Source organism: Robbsia betulipollinis (genome assembly GCF_026624755.1).
GTDB classification, from domain to species: Bacteria; Pseudomonadota; Gammaproteobacteria; order Burkholderiales; family Burkholderiaceae; genus Robbsia; species Robbsia betulipollinis.
In genome coordinates this window covers 76,157-102,817 of record NZ_JAPMXC010000005.1, presented here as the reverse complement: position 1 = coordinate 102,817, position 26,661 = coordinate 76,157, and the positions used below count along the sequence as shown (strand labels likewise).

Here is a 26,661-nt window from a genome sequence, read left to right as displayed (position 1 = left end):
GAATCGGCCTGCCTGGGAAACGCATAAGGAGGCCACACCGACGTATCCTTTACTTCAAGCATAAGACGTGCCAATCCAGAGCAGCCCGGGCAGCGAGGGGACGCAATGTCGTTCATCGAGGCAATGCGCGCAATGTCCGGGCAAGACCGGTAAATTCGAACCATACGCGGTAAATATTTCTTCGTATGGTAAGACATCTAGGCCGTGGAGCAAAGTGCGATGGGGGGTGCACCTGATGGCGTGGGCGGGAGCGCTGCGCGGGCGGGGAACAAGGCGTCGCGACGTCGGCAAACGTAGTGGAAGCGTCTGTAAGGCGTGGAGGGCAAGAGGGGGGAAGCGGGAACCGGGAGACCGGACCCGACGCAATCGAATGCGGGAAGCCGGTCCGATGCCGGAGATGCCGGTCGGGGAAGTCCCGACGACCGACCCGCCGTCCGGCCCAACCGGCCGGCGGCGGGCGCTGTCAGGACTCAGGCGCGGCTGCGGTATTCGCCGGTACGCGTATCGATTTCGATCTTGTCGCCCGTCGCGCAGAACAGCGGCACCGGAATTTCCTTGCCCGTTGCAATCTTGGCGTTCTTCAGAACCTTGCCCGAAGACGTATCGCCCTTGACCGCGGGTTCCGTATAGACGATCTCGCGCACGACGGTGGTCGGCAGATCGACCGAGATCGCCTTCTCGTTGTAGAACACGACCTCGCACGCCATGCCGTCTTCGAGGTAGAACAGCGCGTCGCCCATGTTTTCGTTGTCGACTTCGTACTGGTTGTAGTCCGCGTCCATGAAAACGTACATCGGATCGGCAAAATACGAGTACGTCACTTCGCGGCGTTCCAGCATCACGACTTCAAACTTGTCGTCCGCCTTGTAGACCGATTCGCTTCCCGAACCCGTCAGCAGGTTCTTGAACTTCATTTTCACGACTGCGGAGTTGCGGCCGGATTTGTTGTAGTCGGCTTTCTGGATAACCATCGGATCATTGCCGATCATCACGACGTTACCGGTGCGGAGTTCTTGTGCGGTCTTCATAAATGGTTCCTGTGCAGGCGCGATCGCCCGGCGGAGGCCAGCGTCCGATGCCGCTGCTTATCCGGGGCATCAATCTTGTGGCAAACCGCTTATTTTAACCGACTTTCAACCAGTTCGGCCAGATTTGCCGCCAGCGAACCGGCCTGGCGCAGCGTGTCGACCCACGGCCGGGCGTGCGCCCGCAACGCGGCGTCGGATCGCCGCCACGCTTGCCAGTCGGGCGCCACGCTGGCGGGGGCGCACGTCGTATCGGGCGACGCACCGCCCGCGCAGGTTGCGCCGTTCCAGGCACGCCAAAACCCGGCGACGGCCGCCGCCGCCGCGTCCGGCAGGCCGCGTGTGTAGGCGCTCAGTGCGGCGTCGAGCTTGTCGAGATGGGCCGCGTCCGACTGCGGATAGATATGCCAGACAAAGGGCCGCTCGGCCCACTGCGCGCGCACGAACGAGTCCTCGCCGCGCACGAAATTCAGGTCTGCCTGCCAGAGCAGGCGGTCGTAGGCGGGTTGATCGATGAAGGGCAGCGCCTGCGCGCTCAGGCGGCCCCGTCGCGCCCGCGTGCCGGCCGCGAATGCCGGCAGGCCGAAAAAGCCCGCCACCGCGACGCTGATGCGTCCCTCCGGCACCAGCAACAGGATGTCCTCGTCGCCGCGGGACCATTGCGCAAGGAGGGAGGCGAGCGCGGGATTCTCGTAGGCGAACAGGGTGATCAGCCGGGTGGGCGCCGACGGCGGCGCGACGTCGAGCCGTTTCCAGAAGGCCGTGCGGGCCGCGGCGTCGCCGAGGAAGGCCTGGCGTTGCCGGTCGAAGCCGCGTTCACGTAACAAACCGCCGGTGCCCGGTGCGAAGCCGGGGAAGAAGAAGGTTTTCTCGAGCGCCAGGCGGGGGTGCGGCGAGCGTCCCAGATGGCACGACTTGACCCAGTCCTCGGCGCTCAAATAGTCGAGGTTGATCCAGACCGGCGCGCGTTCGCGTTGCGCCATCGCCTGCACGTAATGCGCGGGCAGCTCGCAGGCGAACGCCTCGATGACGACATCGGGCACCTGCGCGGCGGTATCCGGCGCAGCGCCGTTTCCCGTATTGGCGCGCGGCGCGGGCCAGGGTGCGACGATCACATCGTCGATGACGTGCCCGTCATGTGTTTCGGGTTCGTCCCGTAATGGCGGCAGCGAGGTCTGCAACAGCGCGGCGAGCGCTGCGGGCACGTCGATGAACAGGCGCACGCGCCAGCCGTACTCGTCGGCAAGCTGACGGGCGAGCCGCCAGCAGACGCCGGCATCGCCGTAGTTGTCGATGACCGTGCAGAAAAGATCGCAGCGAAGGGGTGCGGACATGGTGGAAGCGGATCGTCTAGAATCGGCATTTTAATCGAGCGGGGCCTTTCCTCCGAATGACCGATCCCGACGTTTTTTCCCCGAAAGAGCAGATCGCCCAGTTGCCGCACCTGCCGGGCGTCTACCGCTATTTCGACAGCGCGGGGCAGGTGCTGTACGTGGGCAAGGCGCGCGACCTGAAGAAACGCGTCTCCAGTTATTTCAATAAAAACCTGGCGTCGCCGCGCATCGCGATGATGGTCTCGCGCATCGCCCGGCTCGAAACCACGGTCACGCGCTCCGAGGCCGAGGCGTTGCTGCTCGAGAACAACCTGATCAAGGCGCTGGTCCCGCGCTACAACATTCTCTTTCGGGACGACAAGTCCTACCCTTTTCTCAAGCTCACCGGTCATGCGTTCCCGCGCATGGCGTATTACCGCGGTGCGGTGGATCGCAAGAATCAATATTTTGGCCCGTTCCCGAGCGCCTGGGCGGTGCGCGAGAGCATTCAGATCCTGCAGCGCGTGTTTCAGTTGCGCACCTGCGAGGATTCGGTGTTCAACAATCGCACGCGGCCGTGCCTGCTGCATCCCATCGGCCGCTGCACGGCGCCCTGCGTGGACGCGATCAGCGCCGACGACTACGCCCGCGATGTGCACAACGCATCGCGGTTCCTGCTCGGCCAGCAAAGCGAGGTGATGCGCGATCTCGAGGACAAGATGCAGGGCTTCGCCGCGGCGCTGAAGTTCGAGCAGGCCGCTCAGGTACGCAACCAGATGAGCGCCCTGTCCAAGGTGCTGCACCAGCAGACGGTGGAGACCGGGGGCACGAACGATGTCGACATCATCGCGGTCGTGGCCCAGGGCGGGCGGGTGTGCGTCAACCTGGCGATGGTGCGCGGCGGCCGGCATTTGGGCGACAAGGCGTATTTTCCGAGCCAGGTCGAAAGCGGCCTGGCGATCGCCAGCGGGCTTGTCGAGGACGTGCCCGACGACGCGCTGGCCGCGCCTGCGCCGGAGGATCGTCTCTCCGGCGCCGTGGACGGCGACAGCGAGCACGTAGAGCACGTCGCCGAGGGCGATAGCGGGGCGGCGTCGGACGTGTCCGATACGCCGGATGCGCTGGATGAGCCGGATGAGCCGGATGCGCCGGATGCGCCGGATGCGCCGGATGCGCCGGATGCGCCGGATGCGCCCGCGACAACGGCGGCGCTGGATGACCCGGCATCCGGGCCTGCCGGACGTCTCGAGGTCGAAGTGCTCGAAGCATTCATCGGGCAGCACTACACCGGGCAGGCGATTCCGCCGGTGCTGATCGTCAACCATCCCCTCGTCAATCGGGATCTGGTGGCGATGCTCTCGGAGCAGGCCCAGCGGCGCGTCACGGTCTTGCGCCAGCCGCAGGGACAACGCCGGGTATGGCTGACGATGGCCGAGCACAACGCCCGGCTGTCGCTCGCCCGCGTGTTGTCCGAACAGGGTTCGCAGGAGGCGCGCACCCGTGCCATGACCGAGACGCTCGGCATGGACAGCGACGATCTCGCCACGTTGCGGGTCGAATGTTTCGACGTCAGCCATACGATGGGCGAGGCGACCCAGGCTTCCTGCGTGGTGTATCACCATCACAAGATGCAGAACGGCGAGTACCGCCGGTACAACATCACCGGCATCACACCGGGCGACGATTACGCGGCGATGCGTCAGGTGCTGATGCGGCGTTACGAGAAAATGGTGGTGCAGGGCGACGCTGCGGAGCCGGGGGATGCATCTCGGGACGAGCCGATGCCGGCGCGCATGCAGGGCACGGTTGCGGACGGCAGCGCCGAAGTGTCCGCCGACCTCATGCCGGGGCATGGCGATGCGTTCGCCGCCGGCAGCCAGGGCGGCAACGCGGCGGCGGACGCATCGCCGCCCGAGCCGCCTCCGGGCGCGCGCCGTGTCGCCACCGTCGCCACGTTTCCGAACATCGTGCTGATCGACGGCGGTCGGGGGCAGGTCGAAATGGCGCGGCAGGTCTTCAGCGAACTGGGACTCGACATCGGGCTCATCGTCGGGGTGGCAAAAGGCGAGGGACGCAAGGTCGGCCTCGAGACCCTGATCTTCGCCGACGGCCGCGCGCCGCTCGAACTCGGCAAGGACAGCGCGGCGTTGATGTTGATCGCGCAGATCCGCGACGAGGCGCACCGCTTCGCCATCACCGGGATGCGCGCCAAGCGCGCGAAAGCCCGGCAGAGCAGCCGGCTCGAGGAACTCGACGGCATCGGCGCGAAGCGACGGCAGCGTCTGCTCGCGCGCTTTGGCGGACTGCGCGGCGTGATGGCCGCGAGCATCGACGAACTCGTCAGCGTGGAGGGTATCTCGCAGTCGCTGGCCGAACAGATCTACCAGCAATTGCATTGAAATGTTGGCGAAAGGGTGGGCCCCCGCCGCACCGTGTCATCGCGTGCGGGGCGCCTTCCCCTGCGCATTGCGTTTGGGTATGCCTTGTCCCCCCGAGGGGGACGCGGCACAATTGCACATTGCCTTTTCTCCGATACCGTCCCGCCGATGCCGTTCAATCTCCCGATATTTCTGACATGGCTGCGGATCGTGCTGATCCCGCTGATCGTCGGCGTCTTCTACCTGCCGGATGGCCTGCTCGGGCCATCCAGCAAGAACGGCATCGCGTGCGCGGTGTTCATCCTTGCCGCGCTGACCGACTGGTTCGACGGCTATCTCGCCCGCAAGCTCCATCAGACATCCGCTTTCGGAGCGTTTCTCGACCCGGTGGCGGACAAGCTGATGGTGACCGCGTCCCTGCTGGTACTGGTGCATCTGGCGCGCCTCGACGCCGCGATCGCGCTGGTCATCGTCGGTCGCGAGATCACGATTTCCGCGCTGCGCGAATGGATGGCGCAGATCGGCGCCTCGAAGAGCGTCGCGGTCAATTCGCTTGGCAAGATCAAGACGGTCTGTCAGATGGTCGCGATCCCGATGCTGCTGTTCTATGGCCGTCTCGACCCCGGCGCGCTGTTCGGGCAGGCAGGGCGGTTCACGATCGACGTGCGGCTCTGGGGCGGTTGGCTGATCTACCTGGCAGCCTTCCTGACCATCTGGTCGATGCTCTACTATATGAAGCTTGCCTGGCCGCAGATCCGCGAACGCACGCGCGAGGTCTGATCGGAAAAAGGGCAAGGTACCCACCGCCAAGCGCTCGAGAAAAGGCGCGTGGAAAAAATAGCGGAAAAAGTACCGAAACATTCTTGACACGATCTCGCCCCTTGGACATAATCTCGTTCTCCCGCGATCAAGCAGAAACGGCCCCGGGAAAGGCAGCAGACAAGCAGCAAGGTCGTACAACGCAGTAACAGGCATTACCATGCGGGAGTAGCTCAGTTGGTAGAGCGCAACCTTGCCAAGGTTGAGGTCGCGAGTTCGAGCCTCGTCTCCCGCTCCATATTTGTAGCTGTCGCTTCATCGAGTATCGGCGAAGCATGAAGTGGCAGTGTTGTACGTGTCGGCCAGGTGGTCAGGGTACGATGCGGCAGTAAGCGTTTTGCGGGAGTAGCTCAGTTGGTAGAGCGCAACCTTGCCAAGGTTGAGGTCGCGAGTTCGAGCCTCGTCTCCCGCTCCACACAAAAGGGGAAGCACTGCTTCCCTTTTTACTTTCACCGGGTATTGCGTCCGTACGCGTTTCGACAGCGTCCGCGACCCGGTCGAGTCTCCCCTGGCGGGGTGGCAGAGTGGTCATGCAGCGGCCTGCAAAGCCGTGTACGCCGGTTCGATTCCGACCCCCGCCTCCATAAAAGCCTTAAAGATCAACGGTTTCGCTGTTGAGTCTAGGCTACTTCCCATAGCAATCCTGCACCAAAACGGGTATAAAACGGGCTCCAGCCACTCCAAAAAAGTGCTCAGCCACGCGTGTAACGGCTATCTGGCCGTATACGTGAGCTTCGCCGCCCGCTCATGTCGACCAAACGCAAACGCCCCTCCGGCAACTGAGAATATGTCGTTCGCCGCAAAGGCATCCTGCCGAAGCCGCTGACCTTCACGTTCGGAACGGAGGCGGAAGGGGACGCCTACATAGGCCGCCTGGAGCAGATGCTCGACGCGGGTATCGTGCCCGACGAATTGATCGCCCAGCGCGATGCCTTCATTTCGATCGACGAGGCGATTCGGGCCTACCTGACATCCCATTCGCTTGTGACGTCCGAAATCGCGCTGCTTGGTCGCTTGATGGACCGATGGAAAAAGGAGCCGCTGACCTTGGTCAATTATCAGTGGGCCGAGTCCTGGATCCGCTCGATGAAGCGCGTCGACAACATGGCGCCGTCAACGATCCGCCACTACGTCGGAGCACTTGCGAGATGTTTCGATTGGGTAGTCACGTCCGGCTCCACCTTGTTGCCCGTCAACCCTCTCCGGCTGTTGCCTAAGCGGTATGCCACTTACAACGCCGAAGACGGCGCCGTGGTCAAGACCCAAAACAAGCTGGTGAAGGTCGATGTGTGTCGCGACCGACGTCTGTCGGTGGATGAAGAGAGCGCGGTGCGACGCATTCTCGCGGGCCATAAACCCGAAGGGCGGCAGCGTGCGTTGACGTTGCACTACGCGCCCGCGATCGCATTCCTGTTCGAGTTGGCGATCGAGTCGGCGATGCGCATGCGCGAGATGTACACCTTGACGCTCGATCAGGTTGATACGGGGCGCCGCACCATATTCCTGGACAAGACGAAAAACGGTAGCAAGCGCCAGGTGCCGATGACCTCGATCGCGATCGGCGCGTTCGAGAGCTATGTGGCCCGGGTGCAAAGCGGAGACCTCGCAATGCAAGGTTTCACGTTCGCTTCCGGTATGGTGTTTCCCTGGTGGCACGGCAGCAAAAACACCGAGCCGGACGCGATTCGGGACTTGAATTTGAGGAATGTGACGTTGCAACTATCGCGACAATACGCCCGGATCTTCGACGCGGCAGCCTGCGTCAATCTTACTTTTCACGATTTGCGGCATGAAGCAACGTCACGGCTCTTCGAGAAAACTTCGCTGTCCGATCTGCAAATCGCGAAGATTACCGGGCACACCGATCCCAGAGTGCTGATGCGGTATGCCAATCTGAGGGGAAGCGAGTTGGCCAGGATGCTGTGGTGACGTTCGGGACGGCGGTAACGCATGCCGACGAGGGACGACATTGCCCGTCCCCACGCTGCCTATGCGGGGTTTGACGCTTTTGGTCACTACGGTTGCGACGGGTGATCTTGCGTATCGGAAAACGGGTTCGCCGTTTTGGTAGGCTGTTCTCCCTCTTTCAGCATCGATGCAGATGCTATGGCCTGAATCTTTGCATCCGCGGCAGCGGACGTTGTCATCATGAACAGTATTTTCTTGTCTGTGTTTCCCGATACATCCCAGGTGTATGACACGGTGTGTATCTTGCCGTTGACAGGACTATTGGCATCGATCTCAGGGTGCTTCTCGACTACAACCGACGGCTTCGGCGAATGGGATAGGGTTCGATCGAAAAGCAAGGCGGCAGCCTGAACGTCCAAGCGACGCGCATACACCGCACAGAGCGGCTTGTCCGACGTCAGCACAAGCACGAAGTTGCCGATCTTGCCGTCATATGGCAAGGGCCAGGCGTCGCCAGGATGGCCCGCGAGAAAATGCCGGGCATTTTCCGGCGGAAGCTGGGGGAGCCGGCTGAGTTTCGCGCGCAGTGCCGAAGGGTCGGCTACGGACGCTGAGCACAAGGAAGAAAACGCCTGCATGAAAAACCGGGCCTCGGGCTCATCCGCTGCATTGGCATTGGGGCCGGCCCAGACAGAGGCGAATGCAAGCACCACGGCAAAATTTTTAGTGAAGTTCACAATTTGTTCTTGGATGAGTGGGCCGGCAGGAAGTGCCGGTTGTCTTAACAACGGCAAATGCCTAATTCTCTTTAGGGAAGAGGCAAAAAATCCGGGAGACGCGGTAGTGCCCGCTTTGGCCGGCCACGCTTGCGCGGCCTGTGCGGGCCGAACTCGGTGAAATCGCCGGAGCCGTCACTTGCCATCTGCCGGTCGAGCGCCGCTTGCAAGACCACGTCCGCCTCCCGAAATGCATCGCCATTCAACCGAGCGGTCAACTGATCCTTGATCCTTTGCCGCAGATAGGCGACGACGTCCTCCTCCAGGAACACCCACGCCCGCCCGATTTTCGCTCCCGGTATCTGACCTTCCTTCGCCAGTTTCTGGATGGTGCTGGCTCCGAGACCGATGCGAACGGCAGAAGCGCGTCTCGGATCACCTCGATCGTCGCTCCCAACAAATTTCCAACAGCAGGGTCGCGCAGTACGCACTGTCGTCCAGCCACCAACTTGACGACCTGACTGGAAGTTGCCTGCGCTGACGTGGCGGCGGCGATCTCGGCCGCCTTGACGCTGGGAGCAGGGGCCAGGCTTCGGTCGCTCGACTCAGTCTTGGCGATGTCCTTTTTGGTGATTCTGGTTTTGCCGCCTGCCTGGGCCGCTGCCAGCGTCTTTTCGAAGCGTTGCAAAGCCTTGTCATGGCCGTGCTCGCGAATCTCGCTGACCGCCAATGTGGAAGGGATCTCGCGGCACTCGCTCATCCTGCGCATGGCGGCCGGGGCATTGGCGAGGAGTAGCACGTCCCGGACGGTCTGGTGGTGATATTCAGCCGAGCGGTGATGTCATCCTGGCTCAGACCTTCCCGCTTCAGGGCTGTGATGACCCACGCCGCACGCGAAGTGCAGGCCGACGTCGGCGACATCAGCCGCATCATCGCGGAATCGGTCGTCGACAAGATCATCCACGCCGATGAACTTGCCCGCATCGAAAGCGCCTCCAAGGCCGCGCAATGCTCAATCCAGCGCTTGACCGAGACATCCCGTTACCTGCATCACGCGCGTGCAAAGCGTCGGCGCAAACTGCTGCGTTCTGACAATAACGAGACTGGTGCGGCGCAAGGGGACGTGAGATCGGCTGGCGTGCCGTGCGCTCACCGAATGGATCAACGATCGCTGTCCACAGTGCTGCGGCCGTGGCACGGTCAGTCAGGTGGCGTGCGCCGCCGGGGTGTCGCGTGAGATATGGGCCAAGCGCCGCGAGTCTCGGCCGGCATCGCCTGCATGCCAACTCTGTCCCACGTGCCGCGGCCCGGAAAAGCGCCGCGCGGACCATCCGGCACGGGCGAGGGCGTTGGGACTGTCGCTGGATCAGTACCAGCGGCACTGGGAACGACGCTTCGACTTTGCACTCGCTACGCTGGACCGCGTGGATGGTCTGGTCGCTGATCTGTTCAGGAGGCGGTATCGCGCATGAAAGCGACCACCGCAGCTCGCCGGCTGGAAAAATGTTCGTTACCACGGCAACGGTTTCGCATTTTCCGGCATGCCATGCGGTGACGTTTCGTAGCATAAAAATTATTTGCTGAAAATATATGGGTTGGCTTTTCAAGCAACATAATCTATGATTTTTATGAAAATCCGTTTCTGGTATTGTTTTTACAATTCATGGAAATTATTTTTGCTTGTTTGAATAATTCCTAGGCACGGAAATGCAAATGGTCAATCGAATCGCCCCGAAAATTACAGATGCCGCCGCGCCTGCTATCCCTTCAGACACGCAAAATTCCAGTCAAGGAACGAGCAGCACATCTGGTTCGACAAGATCTGCGGCTTCATCAGGCCCACTGGCGGGGTTGTTGCCTAGAAAATATAAAACGGTCGGCATGCTGAAGAACGCTGGTGCGCTTAAAGATGAAAATAACGCGAAGCAAGGAAGGCCGGTCAAGTACTTATCGGAAAGCGAACGAGACCAGTATCTTGTCATGGCCAAGGGAGGACGTCTATATCAGGGTCCAGAAGGACAGGAAAAACCATTGGACACTCGTGATGGGTCAAACCCCCGGGGCGCTTACCTGTTTGCCATGGATGGAAAAGGGGAGATATTCGCCGCGTCCTCGCAGACTGTCATGCATCATTCTGCGTTCCTAGCAGGACAGCCGGTTTCGGCAGCGGGATCTCTTACAGCTGAGGAAGGTCGCTTGGCGGGTGTCACGGATCGGAGTGGACACTACGCGCCGCCACTTGAGTATTCACATCAGTTTTCAAAAGAATTGGGGCGGCGCGGCGTTGACGTGAATAGCGTTGATACCCGATACGAAGGACGTCCTAAAAAATTCTTGAAGGAGAAAAACGCCGAGGCAAAAAGGGTTTTTGAACGTATCTACCCGGAAGGGATAAAAGAGAAAAAATATTAAGATTTGTATTGAGTGCAAGGGGATGCCCAGCTTGGGTACGACCTTGACAATCAAGTGGTTTCGGCATGGGGGCTCCAGAAAAACCGGAGGTCGCCCCTGAGCCGAAAGTCATGTTCAGCAGCGGTACGGGTATCGCTGGAAATAAGCCGTTGAGGTCTTGTCTTGCTATAGCCGGGAGTCTACAGCCGGCCTTCCGCACATCCAGTCGCGTCCAAGAATTTCTTATGCAGTGCTTGCAAACGAGGCATATTTCCATACATGGTGGCCCGTCGAGATGCGGATCAGTGAATCGCCCCGGATTTGAACTGACTTCCAAGGTTGTGTCCAACTCTTGGGGGGCAGTTCATACCCGGAGCGACTCATAGTTCATCGTCGGGAATGAACTCTACACCCTGTGCTCCGAGCATCGTCATCCGGAGTAATGTTCAATCGCAATCGTACGTAGGGATTCAAGCTCTCCTCGGGGAAAGAATTGAGAAACGTATACACGCCCGCGTCGGGCTAATCGTGGTTGGTTTAACCAGCAGCGTGTTTTTCATGGTACTGATCACGTTTTTAAATGTAAGTATCCTACGATGCTGGAGATTCCTGGCTTGTTGACAATTGAGTGGGATAAAATTATAAGACGAGCGCTTTGGAAGTGCTGTTGTTGGGCAGCGCTTTTGTAGTGATTTCGACTCCCAGCGCTTTCATTACCGCAAGTGTAGTCTTCAAAGTCGGGTTGCCATTTTCACTGAATGACCGGTAAAGCTGCTCTCGTGACAAGCCCGTTTCGCTTGCAATTTGGCTCATGCCACGTGCCCGCGCGACGATACCCAACGCCTTCGCGATATATCCTACGTCTCCGGTTTCAAATGCGTCCGCCATGAACACGGCGATTTCCTCACTGTCGACCAAGGCTGCTGCGGGGTCGTAGGTGGATAGTTTTTCGGACATTTTCATCACTCCATTCCTGCGCCAGTTTTTTTGCCATGACTATGTCGCGCGGCTAAGTACTTTTATCACCGCCGCATAGGAGGACCACACAGCGTGTTGCCGCGTTGCTGAACATAGAGGCGGTATCCCGGACCGTAGTGGATGCGGAGCTCACTCACTCCGTTTCCTACCGGTGCTATGTCTCCCGGCAGTCCCTCGGCCATGCGCATCACCCTGGCAGCGATCAAGGTTCGCGCTCGCTTATCCTCGAGCTTCGCTTCCCACGTGCGGAACGTCTCTGTCTGTTCGATCTCGACACGCCTTGCATGCCGGAATCGATGCGACGCACCATGCGATCTGGGTATTTTCCCGAAGTATTTGATTTTGATATACGATGAAACGCGAGGTCAGCCGCGGATCTTCCCGTATATTTCCGGTATCCGGCGACTGTCGCCAAGCCCGTAATGAGGATGAAGGATGATCGAGTGGTATTGGAAGCGGTTTTATGAGTTGTCGGTCAGCGAGCTGTACGCGATTCTGGACGCGCGCAGCACGGTGTTCGTGATCGAGCAACGGTGTGTCTATACGGATATCGACGGTCTCGACGACCGGGCCTGGCACCTGTTCGCGGTCGACACGGACTCGTCGCGCGCGCCGCTGGTGGCCTACGCGCGCATTTTCGCGCCGGACCCGGAAACCGGCGAAGCACGCATCGGGCGCGTGCTGACGATCGCGGAGTACCGCGACCGGGGTCTGGGCAAGGCGCTGCTGCAGCGCGCGTTGCAGCAGGTGGAAACCAATTGGACGGGCTCGGCCGTGCGCCTCAGCGCCCAGCAATACCTGCGGGTCTTCTACGAATCGTTCGGTTTCGCGAAGGTGAGCGGCCCCTATCTGGAAGACGGCATCCCCCATCTGGACATGCGCCGCAGTTGAGCGCCACGCGTGCCGGCGCGCAGCCGGCCGCGCGCCGACAGGCGCAGCCAATGACGTAGCGCGATCAGCGCGCCGACGGCGCTCATCATGGCGCCCGGAATCCACAGAATCAGCCCGCCCAGCTGCTGGTCGCGCAGGGCGCTCATGCCCACCAGCGCCCGCCCGCACAACGCATAGATCGGATAGCGGTCGTGCGTCGAGAAAAACACATAAGCGCCCAGCACGATCTGTGGCGGCGCCGCGGCGACGATGACCAGGATGCGTTTTCCGGGCGAGAGGCGTGCCGGCGGCGCCGGACGCCGGTCCAGTACCAGGCACCAGAACAACAGCCCGTCCACCGTCACGCTCCAGTTCATCACGCGGTACAGGCGCCAGTCGAGCATGGCGATGAAATGCACCGATGAGGCCAGCCAGAAATAGATGATCCCGGTGAACAGCACGACCGCCACCACCGGATGCAGCAGGACGTTCAGCAGATAACGCACCGGCGGCCAGCGCAGGAACGGGTTGAAGACACGCTGGCGCACGCGCACGGGCATGCCGGCGCGCAGCACGGCTCCCGGGTGGCCCAGCGCGATCAGGAAAGGCCCGAGGTGGTGCAGGACCAGATGCTGCAGACGATGCAGGAAGAACTGGCGTTCGAAGTAGTAGTCGAGCCGCGTATGCAGGGCGATGTAGATGCCTGCCATGCCGAGCCAGAAAGCCAGCTGACGGTCCAGCGAGACATGTTGCCGGCGCGTGCCTCGCAGATACAGCACGCTGAACGACAGGAAGACCGCGACGAACGTGGGCGACGGTTCCCAGGGAGACAGCCAGTGGAGGAGCGTCATCGGGGCGGAGTTCCGTGCGGGGCGGGGGGATGCCGTCTCATGCAAGGCAGGCGGGGCGCGATGCCGGACATCGGACGGGTCACTGGGTGCGCGTCGGCGCGCTGACCGGCACGGCGGTGCGCATCGCGGCGCCGTCCGAGAACCGCAGTTCCAGTTGCACGGTGGCGCCGGGCGCGAGCGCGCGCGTCGGTTTTTCCAGCATCAGATGATAGCCGCCCGGCGCGATCGCCACCTTCTCGTGCGGTGGCAAGGCGAGCGTGGGCGTCATCTCCATCGTCGTCGTCGCGCCGTTGCGCAGCGTGCGATGCAGCATCACATCGGCATAATCGGGGCTGGCGACGCCAATCAGATCGAGCGGACGCTCGCCGGTATTTTCGAGAACCATGTAGCCGGCGGCCGGCAATTGACTGGGCAGCCAGCGGATCCAGGCATGGGAGACGCGCACGGGCGACTGCGGCGCGGCGCGCTCCGGGGCATGCACGGCGCTTCGCGCGGTCTCGGCCGCGTGCGCGAGGCCGATCGACCCGACGCTGAACAGCAGGGCGGCCAGCAGCCGGCGGCGGGCCGCGGGCAAGGCGGCGCGGCGGCCCGCGCCCGCGTGCGCGCGGGATGCGGGGACAGGCGGGAAGGACGGGGCGGAAAGCGCGGGTGGACGAAAACGATGCATCGTGACGGGTCTCAGGAAGAAGTGGCGAGCAACAGGCGTAGATCGTGGGCGATCTTCTCGGGCGCGGCGTCGACGCTGGCGATCAGGCGGGCGTGGCCCGCGCGGTCGAACAGATAGACCGCGCCGCTGTGGGTGACCTCGTACTGGCCGGCGGCGTCGCGGCGTTCCGCGGCGTAGGCGACACGGTAACGTCTGGCCAGTTGCTCGACGTCGTCGGATGTGCCGCTCAGGCCGATCGCATGGGCGGCGTCGAAGGCGTCCACATAGGCATGCATCGATGCAGGATCGTCGCGCGCGGGGTCGACCGAGATGAAGGCGATCCGCGCATCGTTCGCCGCAGGGCCCACTGTTTTCAGCACGGCGCTCAGTTTCGCCAATGTCGTCGGACAGATGTCCGGGCAGTGGGTATAGCCGAAGAACACCATCACCACCTTGCCACGCAAGGCGTCCTGGTTCATTGCCTGGCCATTGTCGGCGACGAGCGCGAAACGCAGGTCCGGCAGGTGGCCGTCGATGTCCGTCAGCTGCCAGTTCTGCGGCGTGTGGCGCGCGCAGGCCGCCACCAGCAGCGCGGCGAGCAGTGCGCACCGCAGTGGCGCGACGGCCCGCAACCCGGACCTGTAAAAATGCATAACACCCTCCCGGCTATCGCCTGAATCGCGCCGACTGTAGCGCAAGGCGCCGCGTCGGCGGATCGAAAGCGTCGTTCGCAGGAACGTCGCGGCGGGCGCACGCCGCGGCACGCATGCGCGGTTCCGCGGGTTCACCGCTGGCGGCCCGTGTCGCGAGCGCCCACGTGGACACGCAATGTTACGCCTTTGCCTTCGTCAAAACGACCGCCCCGTTGTAAGATGCCGGCATTCCATTGCCAAATCAGACTCCGCGAAATGCCGTTCGCTTCCTCCCTGCCCGCGCTGGATTCCACCGCGTTCTTCTTCGATTTCGACGGCACGTTGTGCGCGCTCGCGCCCACGCCCGACGGCGTGCAGGTCGCGCCGCGCGTGCCGGTGCTGCTGGAAGCCTTGCGCGCGCGCAGCAATCAGGCGCTGGCCATCGTCACGGGCCGCCCAATCGACGATATCGACCGTTTCCTCGCGCCGCTGCGCCTGCCGATCGCAGGCTCGCATGGCGCCGAGCGGCGCGGGCTCGACGGAGAGACGGTGCGCGTCGGTTTCGGCGATCCGCGCCTGCTCGACATGCGCCGGCTGCTCGAGGACGTGGTCGCCGCGCATCCCGGGCTGCTGCTCGAAGTGAAGGGGGCCGGACTCGCGGTTCACTATCGCGCCGCACCGCGGCATGCGGCCGTTGCCGAGGATGCGGCGCGGCAGGCGGTGGCGCTGCATGGCGACGCCTTCGTGCTGCAGCCGGGCAAGATGGTGTTCGAGATCAAGCCGCAGGGCGTCGACAAGGGTCGCGCGATCCGTCACTTCATGACGGGCGCGCCTTTCGCCGGGCGCACGCCGCTGTTCGCCGGCGACGATCTGACCGATGAAAAGGGGTTTGCCGTCGTCAACGAACTGGGCGGCCTGTCGGTGAAGATCGGCGAGGGCGACACGCTCGCGACGCTGCGGCTGCCATCGGTCGACGCGTTCGTCGACTGGCTCGCCCAGGTCGTCGATGCCGCTGCTGCCTGAACTTCCCGCCGTTTTTCTTCTGAACCGCTTCTGAACGCGCCATCGGCCTGTCCATGACCCGACTGATCATCGTCTCGAACCGTGTCGCCCCGATCTCCGAGGGCGGACCGGCCGCCGGCGGCCTGGCCGTGGGCGTCTACGACGCGTTGCGCGAGACCGGCGGCATGTGGTTTGGCTGGAGCGGCGATATCGTCGACGACCATGCGCCGCCGCCGACGATGACCGTCGAGCCGCATGGTCCGGTGACGTTCGCGACGATCGGTCTGTCGCGCCGCGACTACGAGCAGTACTACCGCGGCTTCTCGAACGCGACCCTCTGGCCCACGCTTCACTATCGCAGCGACCTGACCGAATTCGATCGCGAGGAATACGAGGGCTACAAGCGCGTGAACGGCTGGCTCGCGGAGCAGTTGCTGCCCCTGCTGCGCCCCGACGACGTCATCTGGGCGCACGACTATCACCTGATCCCCTTCGCCGCGGCGCTGCGCGCGGCGGGCGTGCGCAACCGCATCGGCTTCTTCCTGCATACGCCGTTTCCGGCGGCGCAGGTGCTCGCGACGATTCCCCCGCACGCGGACCTGATGCGCGCGCTCTGTTCGTACGATCTGGTCGGACTGCAAACGGCGCCCGACCTGCGGGCCTTCGTCGACTATATCCAGCACGAGGCGGGGGGCACGGCCCAGGCCGATGGATCGATCGCGGCCTATGGGCGCACGCTCCGCGCACAGGCGTTCCCGATCGGCATCCATCCGGACGAAGTGGCGGCGCTGGCGGAGTACGGCAGCGACAGCGATGTGCTGCGGACGCTGCACCGCACGCTGGTCGACACCCGTCTGATCGTCAGCGTCGACCGGCTCGATTACTCGAAGGGGCTGGTCGAGCGCTTCAAGGCCTTCGACGTCCTGCTGGCGCGGTTTCCCGAGGAGCGGCAGCGGGTGTCCTTTCTGCAGATCGCGCCGCCGACCCGGGCCGACGTCGATGCGTACCAGAACATTCGCGACGCGCTGGAATCAGAAGCCGGACGGATCAATGGCCGCTATGGCGAAATGCACTGGACGCCCATTCGCTACATCCATCGTCAGTACGAACGGCCGGTGCTGGCGTCGGTATTTCGCGCCGCGCATGTGGGTTATGTGACGCCGCTGCGCGACGGCATGAACCTGGTTGCCAAGGAATACGTGGCGGCGCAGGATCCGGCGGACCCGGGCGTACTGGTGCTGTCCCGCTTCGCGGGCGCCGCGCAACAGATGAACGGGGCATTGATCGTCAATCCGCTGGATGTCGAAGGCATGGCCGAGGCGCTGGCGCAGGCGTTGCACATGCCGCTCGCGGAGCGCCAGGCGCGGTATGAGGACATGATGGCGATGCTGCGGCGTGACAATGTGTCCGCGTGGCGCGACGCATTCCTGCAGGCGCTGAACCCCGCATAGCGAGTCGGGCCGGCGCACCGTGTCCGTCCCGCCGTGTGCGCCGTGAACGGCAGCCGAGGCCGCGGCGCAGGGCGACCGGATGGCCTTCCGCCCTCAGCTGGTCTCGCGGATTTCCGTTTCGAGACGGAAGCCGTCCTGGCCGTCGCCCTCGATGGCGCCGCCCTGGCGGCTCAGCAATTCCCGATACAGTCCCGGCTGCGTGCGCAGCACCGACGGCTCGCCGTCGTCGATGACCTTGCCGTTGCTCATCACGACGATCCGGTCGAAATTCTGCAGGGTCGACAGGCGGTGCGCGATCGCGATCACGGTACGTCCCCGCATCAGCCGGTCCAGCGCCTGCTGAATGGCATCCTCGGACGCGCTGTCGAGCGCCGAGGTGGCTTCGTCGAGCAGCAGGATGGGGGCATTTTTCAGGATCGCGCGAGCGATCGCGATGCGTTGGCGCTGGCCGCCGGAGAGCTTGACGCCGCGGTCGCCGACGATCGTGTCGAAACCCTCGGGCATCGCCTCGATGAACTCCGTGCAGCGCGCCTCGCCCGCGGCCTGGTAGACCTCTTCGGCGGTGGCGTCCGGCCGGCCGTACTGGATGTTCTCGAAGACGGTGCGGTGAAACAGCGAGATATCCTGCGGCACCAGCGCGATCGCATGGCGCAGGCTGTCCTGCGTCAGCCGGGCGATGTTCTGGTCGTCGACGCGGACCTCGCCTTCCTGCGGATCGTAGAAGCGTTGCAACAGCGCGAGCACCGTCGATTTACCTGCCCCCGAGCGGCCGATCAGGCCGACGCGCTGGCCGGGTTCGATCGTCAGGTTGAAGTTCTCGAGGATCGGCTTGCGGCGCGGATAGGCGAAGGTGGTGTTGACGAAGTCGACACGGCCGCCCTGTTCCTGCAACGTGGTCGCGTTCGAATCGTCCGGCATGCCGTGCGGCTGCAACAGGGTCTCGACCGCCTCGGCGAGCCGCGCCACATGCTGCGTGACGTCGACGAGCGCCACGGCGAGGTCGCGCGTGCCGTGCAGGATGGTGAAGCCGAGCGAACTGACCAGCACGATGTCGCCCGATGTCGCCTGGCCACGCTGCCACAGCAGCAGCGCCCAGCCCAGCAGACCGGCCGAGAGCAGGGCGGTGACGACCGCGTGCAGCAAGCGCAGCTTCTCCAGGTACAGCAGGCTGCCCGTACGCGTACCCATCTCGTCGCCGATCTTTCCGGCAAAACGCTGTTGCTCGCGGAAGGTCGCGCCGAAGGCGCGCACCAGGCCCATATTGCCGATCACGTCGACCAGCTCGCCGTCGACCGCGGCCGCCCGGGAAGCGAACGCGTGGTGGCGCTGCGTACCGCGTCCGGCGAGTTTGTAGAGCACGAGGGAGAGAATCGCCGATGTGCCGAGCAGACCCGCCGCCATCATCGGGTTCACGGAGATGATCATGACGATCGCGCCGACCACCGCGATGCAGGGCGGCAGCACGTTCCACGAAAAGGTGTTTTCGGCGATGTAGATGGCGTTCGAGGTCGCGGTGATGCGGCTCGCCAGCATGCCCGGCTGTTTCTCGGCGAAGAAGTTCGGCGAATGCCCGCTTAGATAGCGGAACAGGTCGCGGCGCAGGTCGCCGGTGACCTGCACGAAGGTATGCGCGCCCACCCAGCCGCCGACGCGCCACGCCAGATTATCGGCGGCGATCAGGGCCACCAGGATCCCGAAGGCGCTCCACAGGGCGGTATTGTGATCGCGCCCCTGGCCGAGGACGTCGATCAGATGCTTGATCGCATATTGCGACGCCAGCGCGCAGCCGACGGCCACCAGCACGCTCGTCAGCACGATTCCGTGCGCCAGCGGATGCCTTTTGATGTAGCTCAGCAGAAAGGCGAGCGGGCGTTGCGCGTAACTCGCCATGTCCGCATAACGCGCATTGCGCTCGGCGGGAGACAGCTTTTCGAAAACGGTATCAGTCGGGCCGTTGTAGGTATTTGACATATCCAGGACCTGTTACGGATCGATGCGAAAATGAAACGACAAGGAATGCGGAAAACATCGCGCAATGACGGCGGCCGGGCGAGATGGGCAAACGGGCCGACGTGCGCCATCAATGTCGGCGGCGGGACCGACGCGTTTCATCGGTCCATGGGTGAGCGTGCGGTGGCTCGTAGCGCACCGGCAGGCGACAGTCTGCCATCGATTGCAGGCGACCGCGCGGTATCCGGCAGGGTTTCTTTCCTTACCGGAGGGATACTGTACCCCCTCGGGAAAGGCGCCAGAACGGCATAGTGTTTCATTAATGTAACAACGTAAATAGTTTGAAAGAAGCCCGCGACATGCGGATTATCCCCGGAGATAATCGCACCTGCCTAACTGTATTACGGCACGTCTCGCCCCAAAGCGTATCCCGACATATTCCGAAAGGGGAATTGCAATGCGAATCGCCCAGATCGCCCCGTTACACGAAGCAGTGCCGCCCAAGCTTTACGGTGGCACGGAACGGGTCGTATCTTATCTCACCGAAGCGCTGGTCGAACTGGGACATGAGGTGACGCTGTTCGCCAGTGGCGATTCGCAGACATCGGCCAAGCTGGACGCCGTCTGGCCGCAGGCGCTGCGGCTGGATCCGACCATTCGGGATACCGTCGCGCCGCATATGCTGCTGGTCGAGCACGTGCGCCAGCGCGCGGACGAGTTCGATGTCCTGCATTCCCACATCGATTACTACCCGTTTTCGCTGTTCAGCCGGCAGCAGACGCCGAACGTGACGACGATGCATGGCCGTCTCGACTTGCCGGAACTGCAGCCGGTTTTCCGGCAATTCAATCAGACGAACGTCATTTCGATCTCGGATCATCAGCGTCAGCCACTTGCCCAGGCGAATTGGCTAACCACGGTGCTGCATGGCCTTCCGGAAAAGCTGCTGACGCCGCGTACCGACATCAAGCCGGGTTATCTGGCCTTCCTGGGACGCGTCTCGCCGGAAAAGGGGCTGGACCGCGCGATCCGGATCGCGGCCAAGGCGGGTTTGCCGCTGAAGATCGCGGCGAAGCTCGACAATGCGGACCGGGCGTATTTCGAATCGCAGATCAAGCCGCTGCTGTCGCAGTCGCATGTCGAATTCATCGGCGAGATTTCGGAGGCGCAGAAGCCTGCCTTCCTGGGCGGCGCGCATGCGCTGGTGTTCCCTATCGATTGGCCGGAGCCCTTTGGCCTGGTGATGATCGAGGCGATGGCATGCGGCACGCCGGTGATCGCCTTCAATCGGGGTTCGGTGCCGGAAGTCATCGACAACGGCGTCTCCGGCTTCATCGTCGAGGACGAGATCGGCGCGGTGGCGGCGATCAACCGGCTGCACCTGCTGCCGCGCGCGGGCGTGCGGCGCCGGTTCGAGGAACGTTTCACCGCGAAGCGCATGGCGCAGGAGTATGTGCTGGCCTACGAGAAGCTGATCCACCAGCAGCGCCCCGCGCTGCGCGACGTGAAGGCCTGCTGATCGATCCCGGCCAGCGGCCCGGTACGCTGCCGGGCCCGGCCGACTGCCGCTGCGCACCGCTCCGCCCCGCATGGTCGCCCGCCTGCGGGGCGGCGTCGTACGCACCGCCGCCGTGCGCGAAAACAACGGCTGATCCCGCCGGTGCATGAATGGTTCCCGCCGGCATGCACGATTGGCGGTGCCGATCCTTATAATGCCAACCGTTGGCGTGGCCGCGCGAGCGCGCTCGGCGACGCGGGAAGCCATATCGGGAGAGTCTGTGCAGAGCCATCAGCGGGCACGTGAAAACGCGGTACCGGGAAGTGCCACGCTGTTCGCGCTGCGCGCGATCGGCATCCTGTTCATCGCGCGCTGGCTGTATTCGATGTCCGAGGCGGGTTTCGCCGAAATCCTGGATGACATCGGCTCCTCGCCGGTCGCGATTCTCCATCTGCTTTATCTGTTTCTGCTGGTTGCGCTCCCGGGCGCGCGTCCCGGCGCGGCGCATCCTTTCCAGCCCCTGCCGCGCTGGCTGCGGCAACTGCTGCGTGCGTTGTCGTTACTGGGCGGCGCCTTCGCGGTGTTGTCGATCGCCTTCTACGCGCTGCATGCCGGTTTCGGGGAACTCGCGGTGGCGGTGCGCGATTCCAATGGCTGGCTGGTGGTGGCGCCCCTGTTGTACTTCCTGGCCGCCTGGCTATGCCGCCGACGTGCGGTGTGGCGTACGCGCGCCACCGCGGGACGTTTCGCGATCGGCTGTTTCGGCGTCGAAATCGACCCCGATAGCCGGAATGCGACCGTCTGGGACCAGAACCGCAAGATCGGTCAGTATGCCGCCAGCGAACTCGCGGTCCGGCAGGAACGCGCATTGGCCGTCACCCGCATCGACCTGATCTGGTCGTCGCTCGCGGCGGCCGGCCACAATCGCCAGCGCGTGTTCCGCGTCCGGACGCTGGGGAATGCCGAGCGCGCCTCCGCCCGCGCGCTCGACACGGCGCTGCGACGCATCTGACGCGTGTTCACGGCGCGGCCGGTGCGGCGTCGAGGCGCTGCCCGACAGCCGGCCGATGGACCTGGCGCCCGGGCAGCGCACGATATACCACCAGCTGTTCCCGCGTGTCTCCTTGCCGCGCTCCGCGCCAATAGGAGGCCCACTGCGTCGGGGACACCTGTGCCTGGCTTTGCCGTCCTTGTACGATCATCCAGCGGCAGGACACAGGGGTGGCGGCTTTCCCCGCCACCGGGCGGTGCGGTATGCGGGTGAAGTAATACAGCATCGGCGCTTCCGACTCGCCGAGATGCACGCTTGCCATGCAGTCGTCCGTTCGCCAGTCATGTTGCAGGGCCGCGCCCAGCGCCCGGAACACCGGTCCATAGCTTTTGCCGCGGTCCAGCCAGGGCAGCAGCAGGGTCGTCAGCAGCCCCCAGACCAGCGTCACGCCCGCGAACCAGGACAGCACGCCGCGCCATCGTCCGTGCGCGGACAGCATCGCGACGCATCCCATCCAGGCGAGGGTCAACACCACGGCCGCCAGCACCGCGACCGGCTGCAACGGCAGGACGTAATCGAGCGGCAGCCAGCGCGCCGCGAAGCCGAGCGGAGAATGGGTCTCGACCGGTTGCCGCATGATGAACCAGGCGGCCCAGACGAGAATGGCGGCGGCGCCGAACAACGCGCGGCTGATCCAGTCCCAGCCGGTGGCGAGCGTTTGCGGCAGACGCGCCACGGCGTCCGCAGCGAGGATGGCGGCCGGCAGCATGAACGGCAACAGATAGAGTTGCCGCGCCGTGGCGGACACGCTCAATACCGCCAGACCGATGGCCAGAAACAGCGTGGCGATCAGATACGCGGGTTCCCGCAGACGGCGCCAGCCCCCGAGCGCGAGACTGGCGAGAGCCAGCGGTCCGGCGGGAAAGCCGGAGGTCAGCAGTGCCTGGACGACAAAGCCGCGTGCGTTTTCCGAACCCAATTCGGGCACGGAGAAGCCCAGGAAGCGGCCGACGTTGTTGTCCCAGAACCAGGTCATGAACAAGGTAGGGGACGCGCGATACAAGAGGGCGGGCCAGATCAGCAGGAACGGCAGGCTGACCAGCAGCGCCAGCGCGAGCGCGCTGAAATAGCGCCGTCGGCGGCAGGGCGGGTGGACGAGCGGCAGGACCGTCACCAGCGCGGCGAAAACGGCCGGAATAAACACGCCCTTGCTCATCAGGGCAATGCCGATGCCGATGCCCAGCGCGCAGCTGTCCGTCCGGCTTGGCCCGGTGCGGCGCGGGCCCGTGGGCGTGTCGCTTGCCCCGCCGGCGGCTACCACGCGCATGAGCGAGGCGAGTGCGATCGCCGAACCGGCCAGCAGGGCGACGTCGGAGAAGAGATCGTGCAGGTGCTTCACCAGCACCAGGGACCCCGCCATCAGCGCAACGGTGCCCACGACCACGGGCGCGTTTGCGCGCGCGTTCGCATTGGCGCTGCGTGCCGCGCTGGTGCCGAACGCCAGTGCGAGCGCGCCGAACAGAACGCTGGCCAGCCGCGCGCCGTCATGCGGCGGCAACAGCGGCTGGAACAGGTAGGCGAACAGACTCGACACCCACATGTAGAGCGGCGGCTTCTCCATGAAGGGCTGCCCGGCATTCATCGGAACCAGCCATTCGCCGGTCTTCAGGATGTGGTCGATGATGCCAAAGGTATAGGTTTCGTCCTGCTTCCACGGCTCGTGACCCAGTATGCCGGGCAGGAGATACATCATCGCGGCCAGGCCCAGCGCGAGGCGGGAAATCCGGCCCGCCTCGCCGGTGCCGAGGGGGGCGTGTCCAGGAGCAGAAAACGGCATGCGCATGCTTCGATCCGACGATGAAAAATGTCGGAAGCGAGGATAGCACTCTCATCGCCGCTTGCGGAATGCTTGGCAAATCAAGCGTTTATCGATCTTCGGCGGCGTTGTCGATGCCCAGGGGTTCGGCCTCGCGCACCAGCAGCGCCTGCTTGCGCTCCACGCCCCAGCGGTAGCCGGACAGCGCGCCGTCGGCGCGCACCACGCGATGACATGGAATCGCGACCGCGAGGCGGTTCGCGCCGCAGGCCCGTGCCACCGCGCGCACGGCGGTCGGTGCGCCGATACGCGCGGCGATGTCGGCGTAGCTCGCGGTCTGACCGGGGGGAATGGCCGCCAGTGCGCGCCAGACCCGCTCCTGGAACACGGTGCCGCGGATGTCCAGCGGCAGGTCGAGCCCGAGTGCCGGCGTCTCGACGAAGCCGACGACGAGGGCGACCAGATGCTCGAAAGATGCATCGGCGCCGATCAGCGCTGCTTCGCGGAACTGGTCCTGCAGATCGCGCGCGAGCCGATCCGGGTCGTCGCCCAGCAGGATCGCGCAGATGCCGCGCGGGCTTTGCGCGACGAGGATCGCGCCCAGCGAACACGCGCCGATCGCGAAGCGGATCGTGGTGTTGGCGCCCCCGGCGCGATAGTTCGATGGCGTCATGCCCAGCATGTGATCCGTGGCGGCATAAAAGCGGCTGTTCGATGCGAAGCCGGCGTCGTAGAGCACGCGCGTCACGGAGCCGGCGACCGGCAGGCCGGCATGCACCCTGCGGCGGCGGGCCGCCGCGGCGTAGGCGCTCGGCGTCAGGCCGGTCACGGCTTTGAAGAGGCGATGAAAATGACCGGGACTCAAACCGGCATGCGTCGCCAGCGTCGCGAGACAGGGCGCGACATCGGCGGCATCGATGCGCCGGCAGGCCTCGGTGACCAGCGCTGCCTGCCGGGCATCGCGCGCGGTGCGATCCGCCGCGGCGCGCCGGCTGGGACGGTAGCCCGCGGCCTCGGCAGCGGCGGCGCTGGCGAAGAAGACGACGTTCTCGCGGCGCGGCAGGCGGGCGCTGCCGCTGGGCCGGCCGTAGACGCCGGTGGTGCGCACCCCGTACACGAACAGCGCGTCGGCCGTATGGTCGCGGGCCTGGACGGCGGCCCAGCGCAGCTCGTCGGCCGCGGCGGTGCCCGCGGCGTCGGGGTCGGCCGCGGCGTCGGCGCTGTCGGTCGCGGCAGGAAGCAGGGCGGTGGCGTACGGCGGGCGCAAGGGTGCTGACATGGTGGCTCCCGGCAAAGGGTTCGGGGCGAAGCGTGGTTGAAGCATGGTGCCCGGACCGGTCCGCGGCACCCCGTCGCTTGCGGTCGAATTCAGAAGGTCGTGCGGTCGCCGCCGCTATCGCTATCGCTATCGCTATCGCTATCGCTGCGCGGCGTCCCGCCTCATCCCGCCTTGCGGAACGTCAGATTGATGCGCTGTTCACCCAGCGTCGCGTGTCGCGCCGTTTTGAGCGGCAGCACGCCGTGAAAGCGCAGCCGGTCGACACCGCCCCAGACCACCACGTCGCCGTGGAAGACCGGCACGCGCAGCGCCTTGTCGCCGCGCGCCATGCCGCCGAACTGGAACACCGCGGGGATGCCGAGCGAAACCGATACGATCGGCGCGCTGAAATCGCGTTCGTCCCGGTCCTGGTGCAACGACATCTTCGTCCCCGGCAGGTAGCGGTTGATCAGACAGGCGTCCGGCGCGAAGGCGTCGAACCCGGCCTGTACGGCGGCTTCGCGCGCCAGTTGCGAAAACGCGTCCGGCAGCGGCGGCCAGGCACGCCCGGTTCGCGGATCGATCCGCTCGTAACGGTAGCCATGACGGTCGGAGACCCAGCCGAGCATGCCGCAGTTCGTCAGCGCCACCGACATCGTCGCTCCTCCAGGTGTGCGCATCCGGCGAAACGGGGCCGCGGCCGCGATGTCGTGCAATGCCCCGATCAAACCGTCCGCGTGGGACAGGGCGAAGCCGCGCAACAGGTACGAAGCGGGGCCGATGGCTTCGACGGGTGGCAACGGCGACGCCATCGATTCGAACAGGTCTGCGGTGGTCATGCCGATATCTTACCGTTGCGCCGCATGGCAGGTGCCGATATGTAGCCCGCGTGCGTGTAGGCAAATCTTTCAATACTTTGTCGGTTGTAAGTTTGGATGTATCATTTTTTCTTTATCCCTACTGTGTAGGTTCTCTTGCCTCCTTCTACAGACGATCCGATCCTGACCACACGCCGGGCAGCCGAGCTGCTGGGCGTGTCCGTTCGCACCGCGCAAAACTGGATCGAAACCGGCGCGCTTGGTTCCTGGAAGACCCCTGGAGGGCATCGCCGCATCCGGCGCAGCGCCGTACAGGCGATGCTGGCGAAGGAGCGCAAGGACGTGCTCGACGACGCCTTCGTCTCGGCCGAGGTCATCGTCCTGGCCGCGCCTGCGGGTGGGCGTCTCGTCCAGGACGCGCTCGCTCCAGCCGGGGAATTCCTGCTGACCCTCTTCGAAGACGCGTTCGCGGCCCTGCTGGCGGTCGGCGCTTCCTCTCCGGCTTTGTTCATCATCGAGGTCGACATGCACCAACCCGAGCGTTTGGTGCTGTTGCAGCGGGTACTGGACGATCCCGTGCTGGGCCATCTGAAAATGCTCGCGATCTCCTCGCTGTCGACCGATGAACTCGTCGCCCGCTGCGGTGGGCATGGGCGTCTGAGCGCGCTTGCCCCCGCGGATGTGGCCGGGGGACTCGCTGCCTGGGTGCGGGGCGCATTGCCCGGCGCCCGCGCGCCGGCGACATCCGCCCCGGCGCCGGACGCCACGATACGCTATCCCTTGATGGCCAACGAAGCGTCGCGGGCGGCGGCGGTCGATCGCAGCGGCTTGCTGGATACCCTGCCGGAAGCATCGTTCGATCACGTGACCTGGCTGGCGGGCCACCTGCTCAAGATGCCGATGGCGGTGTTGTCCCTGCTGGCATCGGACCGGCAATGGTTCAAGTCACGCGTGGGCGTGGAAGAGATGGAAACATCGCGCGATGTGGCGTTCTGCAATCACACCATCATGCAGAAGGGCGTGTTTCTGGTGGAGGATGCGACGCTGGACGCACGGTTCGTCAATCATCCGATGGTGCGCGGCGCGGGGCGGGTCCGGTTTTACGCGGGGGCACCGGTGGTCGACGATCAGGGGTACGCCTTGGGCGCATTGTGCGTGCTGCACCCGGAACCTCGGACGCTCGATGCCCAGGAGGAGCGCGCGCTGGTGGCGCTGGCGAACGTGGCGTCGTCGGAGATTCGATTGCGGATCCAGGGGCGGAGGCTGCGCTCCGCGCTGTCGGCGCTCGCGGGGGACCATTCGCGGCTGACGGCTAACGCCAACAGTTAACGGCTGAGGCCAACAGCTGAA

General features: G+C 64.3%; 25 protein-coding genes and 3 tRNA genes. 14 read left to right on the top strand and 14 right to left on the bottom strand.

What is annotated here, in order from left to right:
• Positions 1 to 470 precede the first annotated feature (470 nt).
• The gene (gene efp, locus OVY01_RS15245; protein WP_267848433.1) at positions 471 to 1,028 is read right to left on the bottom strand and encodes an elongation factor P; all 558 of its coding nucleotides are present in this window, start codon (positions 1,026 to 1,028) and stop codon (positions 471 to 473) included.
• Between the two features lie 89 nt (positions 1,029 to 1,117).
• Positions 1,118 to 2,359 (bottom strand): elongation factor P maturation arginine rhamnosyltransferase EarP, encoded by a 1,242-nt coding sequence (gene earP / locus OVY01_RS15240; RefSeq protein ID WP_267848432.1) that lies wholly within the window; start codon positions 2,357 to 2,359, stop codon positions 1,118 to 1,120.
• Positions 2,360 to 2,415: 56 nt separating this feature from the next.
• Here earP and uvrC point away from each other — a divergent pair, with 56 nt between their 5' ends.
• The 6 genes from uvrC (at position 2,416) to OVY01_RS15210 (ending at position 7,464) form a co-directional block, all read left to right on the top strand.
• Positions 2,416 to 4,737 (top strand): excinuclease ABC subunit UvrC, encoded by a 2,322-nt coding sequence (uvrC, locus tag OVY01_RS15235; protein WP_267848431.1) that lies wholly within the window; start codon positions 2,416 to 2,418, stop codon positions 4,735 to 4,737.
• Positions 4,738 to 4,884: 147 nt separating this feature from the next.
• Entirely contained in the window at positions 4,885 to 5,496 is a 612-nt protein-coding gene (gene pgsA, locus OVY01_RS15230) for a CDP-diacylglycerol--glycerol-3-phosphate 3-phosphatidyltransferase (RefSeq protein WP_267848430.1), read from the top strand.
• Positions 5,497 to 5,697: 201 nt separating this feature from the next.
• Positions 5,698 to 5,773: transfer RNA gene (locus tag OVY01_RS15225), tRNA-Gly, on the top strand.
• A 101-nt stretch (positions 5,774 to 5,874) separates the two neighbouring features.
• Positions 5,875 to 5,950: transfer RNA gene (locus OVY01_RS15220), tRNA-Gly, on the top strand.
• Between the two features lie 95 nt (positions 5,951 to 6,045).
• Positions 6,046 to 6,119 (top strand) — tRNA-Cys (locus tag OVY01_RS15215).
• A 298-nt stretch (positions 6,120 to 6,417) separates the two neighbouring features.
• Positions 6,418 to 7,464 (top strand): site-specific integrase, encoded by a 1,047-nt coding sequence (locus OVY01_RS15210; protein WP_267848429.1) that lies wholly within the window; start codon positions 6,418 to 6,420, stop codon positions 7,462 to 7,464.
• An 86-nt stretch (positions 7,465 to 7,550) separates the two neighbouring features.
• On the opposite strand, the gene OVY01_RS15205 is transcribed toward OVY01_RS15210, so the two are convergent.
• From OVY01_RS15205 to OVY01_RS15200, 3 genes are all read right to left on the bottom strand, one after another.
• A complete protein-coding gene (locus tag OVY01_RS15205) occupies positions 7,551 to 8,180 on the bottom strand; it encodes an NMCC_0638 family (lipo)protein (RefSeq protein ID WP_267848428.1) in 630 nt (209 codons plus the stop codon).
• Between the two features lie 71 nt (positions 8,181 to 8,251).
• Positions 8,252 to 8,521: a hypothetical protein gene (locus OVY01_RS23335; protein ID WP_432422262.1), complete on the bottom strand. Its 270-nt coding sequence runs from the start codon at positions 8,519 to 8,521 to the stop codon at positions 8,252 to 8,254.
• Positions 8,434 to 8,958: a hypothetical protein gene (locus OVY01_RS15200; protein ID WP_267848427.1), complete on the bottom strand. Its 525-nt coding sequence runs from the start codon at positions 8,956 to 8,958 to the stop codon at positions 8,434 to 8,436. Before OVY01_RS15200 ends, OVY01_RS23335 begins: the two co-directional genes overlap by 88 nt.
• Before the next feature lie 78 nt (positions 8,959 to 9,036).
• Between OVY01_RS15200 and OVY01_RS15195 the strand changes: the two genes are divergently transcribed.
• Positions 9,037 to 9,396, top strand: a complete 360-nt coding sequence (locus OVY01_RS15195) for a hypothetical protein (protein WP_267848426.1) — start codon at positions 9,037 to 9,039, stop codon at positions 9,394 to 9,396.
• Between the two features lie 476 nt (positions 9,397 to 9,872).
• Positions 9,873 to 10,571, top strand: a complete 699-nt coding sequence (locus OVY01_RS15190) for a hypothetical protein (RefSeq protein ID WP_267848425.1) — start codon at positions 9,873 to 9,875, stop codon at positions 10,569 to 10,571.
• A gap of 618 nt (positions 10,572 to 11,189) precedes the next feature.
• On the opposite strand, the gene OVY01_RS15185 is transcribed toward OVY01_RS15190, so the two are convergent.
• Positions 11,190 to 11,513, bottom strand: coding sequence for an addiction module antidote protein (locus OVY01_RS15185; protein WP_267848424.1), 324 nt, complete (start codon positions 11,511 to 11,513; stop codon positions 11,190 to 11,192).
• A gap of 59 nt (positions 11,514 to 11,572) precedes the next feature.
• Positions 11,573 to 11,797, bottom strand: coding sequence for a type II toxin-antitoxin system RelE/ParE family toxin (locus OVY01_RS23095; protein WP_349293530.1), 225 nt, complete (start codon positions 11,795 to 11,797; stop codon positions 11,573 to 11,575).
• A 166-nt stretch (positions 11,798 to 11,963) separates the two neighbouring features.
• Here OVY01_RS23095 and OVY01_RS15175 point away from each other — a divergent pair, with 166 nt between their 5' ends.
• Positions 11,964 to 12,419: a GNAT family N-acetyltransferase gene (locus tag OVY01_RS15175; protein ID WP_267848423.1), complete on the top strand. Its 456-nt coding sequence runs from the start codon at positions 11,964 to 11,966 to the stop codon at positions 12,417 to 12,419.
• On the opposite strand, the gene OVY01_RS15170 is transcribed toward OVY01_RS15175, so the two are convergent.
• The 3 genes from OVY01_RS15170 to OVY01_RS15160 all read right to left on the bottom strand — a co-directional run bounded on the left by OVY01_RS15170 (position 12,374) and on the right by OVY01_RS15160 (position 14,548).
• Positions 12,374 to 13,249 carry a cytochrome c oxidase assembly protein gene (locus OVY01_RS15170; RefSeq protein WP_267848422.1) on the bottom strand — a complete coding sequence of 292 codons (876 nt, stop codon included), beginning with the start codon at positions 13,247 to 13,249 and terminating at the stop codon, positions 12,374 to 12,376. The two genes, OVY01_RS15175 and OVY01_RS15170, sit on opposite strands and share 46 nt — an antisense overlap.
• A 79-nt stretch (positions 13,250 to 13,328) precedes the next feature.
• A complete protein-coding gene (locus tag OVY01_RS15165; protein ID WP_267848421.1) occupies positions 13,329 to 13,916 on the bottom strand; it encodes a copper chaperone PCu(A)C in 588 nt (195 codons plus the stop codon).
• 11 nt (positions 13,917 to 13,927) lie between these two features.
• Complete coding sequence (locus OVY01_RS15160; RefSeq protein WP_267848420.1) at positions 13,928 to 14,548, bottom strand: SCO family protein; 621 nt, start codon at positions 14,546 to 14,548, stop codon at positions 13,928 to 13,930.
• Between the two features lie 255 nt (positions 14,549 to 14,803).
• Here OVY01_RS15160 and otsB point away from each other — a divergent pair, with 255 nt between their 5' ends.
• Positions 14,804 to 15,550, top strand: coding sequence for a trehalose-phosphatase (gene otsB / locus OVY01_RS15155; RefSeq protein WP_267848419.1), 747 nt, complete (start codon positions 14,804 to 14,806; stop codon positions 15,548 to 15,550).
• A gap of 53 nt (positions 15,551 to 15,603) precedes the next feature.
• Positions 15,604 to 16,980 (top strand): alpha,alpha-trehalose-phosphate synthase (UDP-forming), encoded by a 1,377-nt coding sequence (otsA, locus tag OVY01_RS15150; RefSeq protein ID WP_267848418.1) that lies wholly within the window; start codon positions 15,604 to 15,606, stop codon positions 16,978 to 16,980.
• Between the two features lie 93 nt (positions 16,981 to 17,073).
• On the opposite strand, the gene OVY01_RS15145 is transcribed toward otsA, so the two are convergent.
• Positions 17,074 to 18,951, bottom strand: a complete 1,878-nt coding sequence (locus OVY01_RS15145) for an ABC transporter ATP-binding protein (RefSeq protein WP_267848417.1) — start codon at positions 18,949 to 18,951, stop codon at positions 17,074 to 17,076.
• A 436-nt stretch (positions 18,952 to 19,387) separates the two neighbouring features.
• Between OVY01_RS15145 and OVY01_RS15140 the strand changes: the two genes are divergently transcribed.
• Both OVY01_RS15140 and OVY01_RS15135 read left to right on the top strand, forming a co-directional pair.
• Positions 19,388 to 20,449 carry a glycosyltransferase family 4 protein gene (locus tag OVY01_RS15140; protein ID WP_267848416.1) on the top strand — a complete coding sequence of 354 codons (1,062 nt, stop codon included), beginning with the start codon at positions 19,388 to 19,390 and terminating at the stop codon, positions 20,447 to 20,449.
• 259 nt (positions 20,450 to 20,708) lie between these two features.
• Positions 20,709 to 21,440 carry a hypothetical protein gene (locus OVY01_RS15135; RefSeq protein ID WP_267848415.1) on the top strand — a complete coding sequence of 244 codons (732 nt, stop codon included), beginning with the start codon at positions 20,709 to 20,711 and terminating at the stop codon, positions 21,438 to 21,440.
• Between the two features lie 7 nt (positions 21,441 to 21,447).
• Here OVY01_RS15135 and OVY01_RS15130 read toward each other — a convergent pair whose 3' ends face one another.
• The 3 genes from OVY01_RS15130 to alkB form a co-directional block, all read right to left on the bottom strand.
• Positions 21,448 to 23,256 carry an ArnT family glycosyltransferase gene (locus OVY01_RS15130; protein ID WP_267848414.1) on the bottom strand — a complete coding sequence of 603 codons (1,809 nt, stop codon included), beginning with the start codon at positions 23,254 to 23,256 and terminating at the stop codon, positions 21,448 to 21,450.
• Positions 23,257 to 23,344: 88 nt separating this feature from the next.
• Positions 23,345 to 24,514 (bottom strand): bifunctional DNA-binding transcriptional regulator/O6-methylguanine-DNA methyltransferase Ada, encoded by a 1,170-nt coding sequence (gene ada, locus OVY01_RS15125; RefSeq protein ID WP_267848413.1) that lies wholly within the window; start codon positions 24,512 to 24,514, stop codon positions 23,345 to 23,347.
• 161 nt (positions 24,515 to 24,675) lie between these two features.
• Complete coding sequence (gene alkB, locus OVY01_RS15120) at positions 24,676 to 25,332, bottom strand: DNA oxidative demethylase AlkB (RefSeq protein ID WP_267848412.1); 657 nt, start codon at positions 25,330 to 25,332, stop codon at positions 24,676 to 24,678.
• A gap of 135 nt (positions 25,333 to 25,467) precedes the next feature.
• Here alkB and OVY01_RS15115 point away from each other — a divergent pair, with 135 nt between their 5' ends.
• A complete protein-coding gene (locus OVY01_RS15115; protein WP_267848411.1) occupies positions 25,468 to 26,640 on the top strand; it encodes a GAF domain-containing protein in 1,173 nt (390 codons plus the stop codon).
• The last annotated feature ends 21 nt before the right edge of the window (positions 26,641 to 26,661 follow it).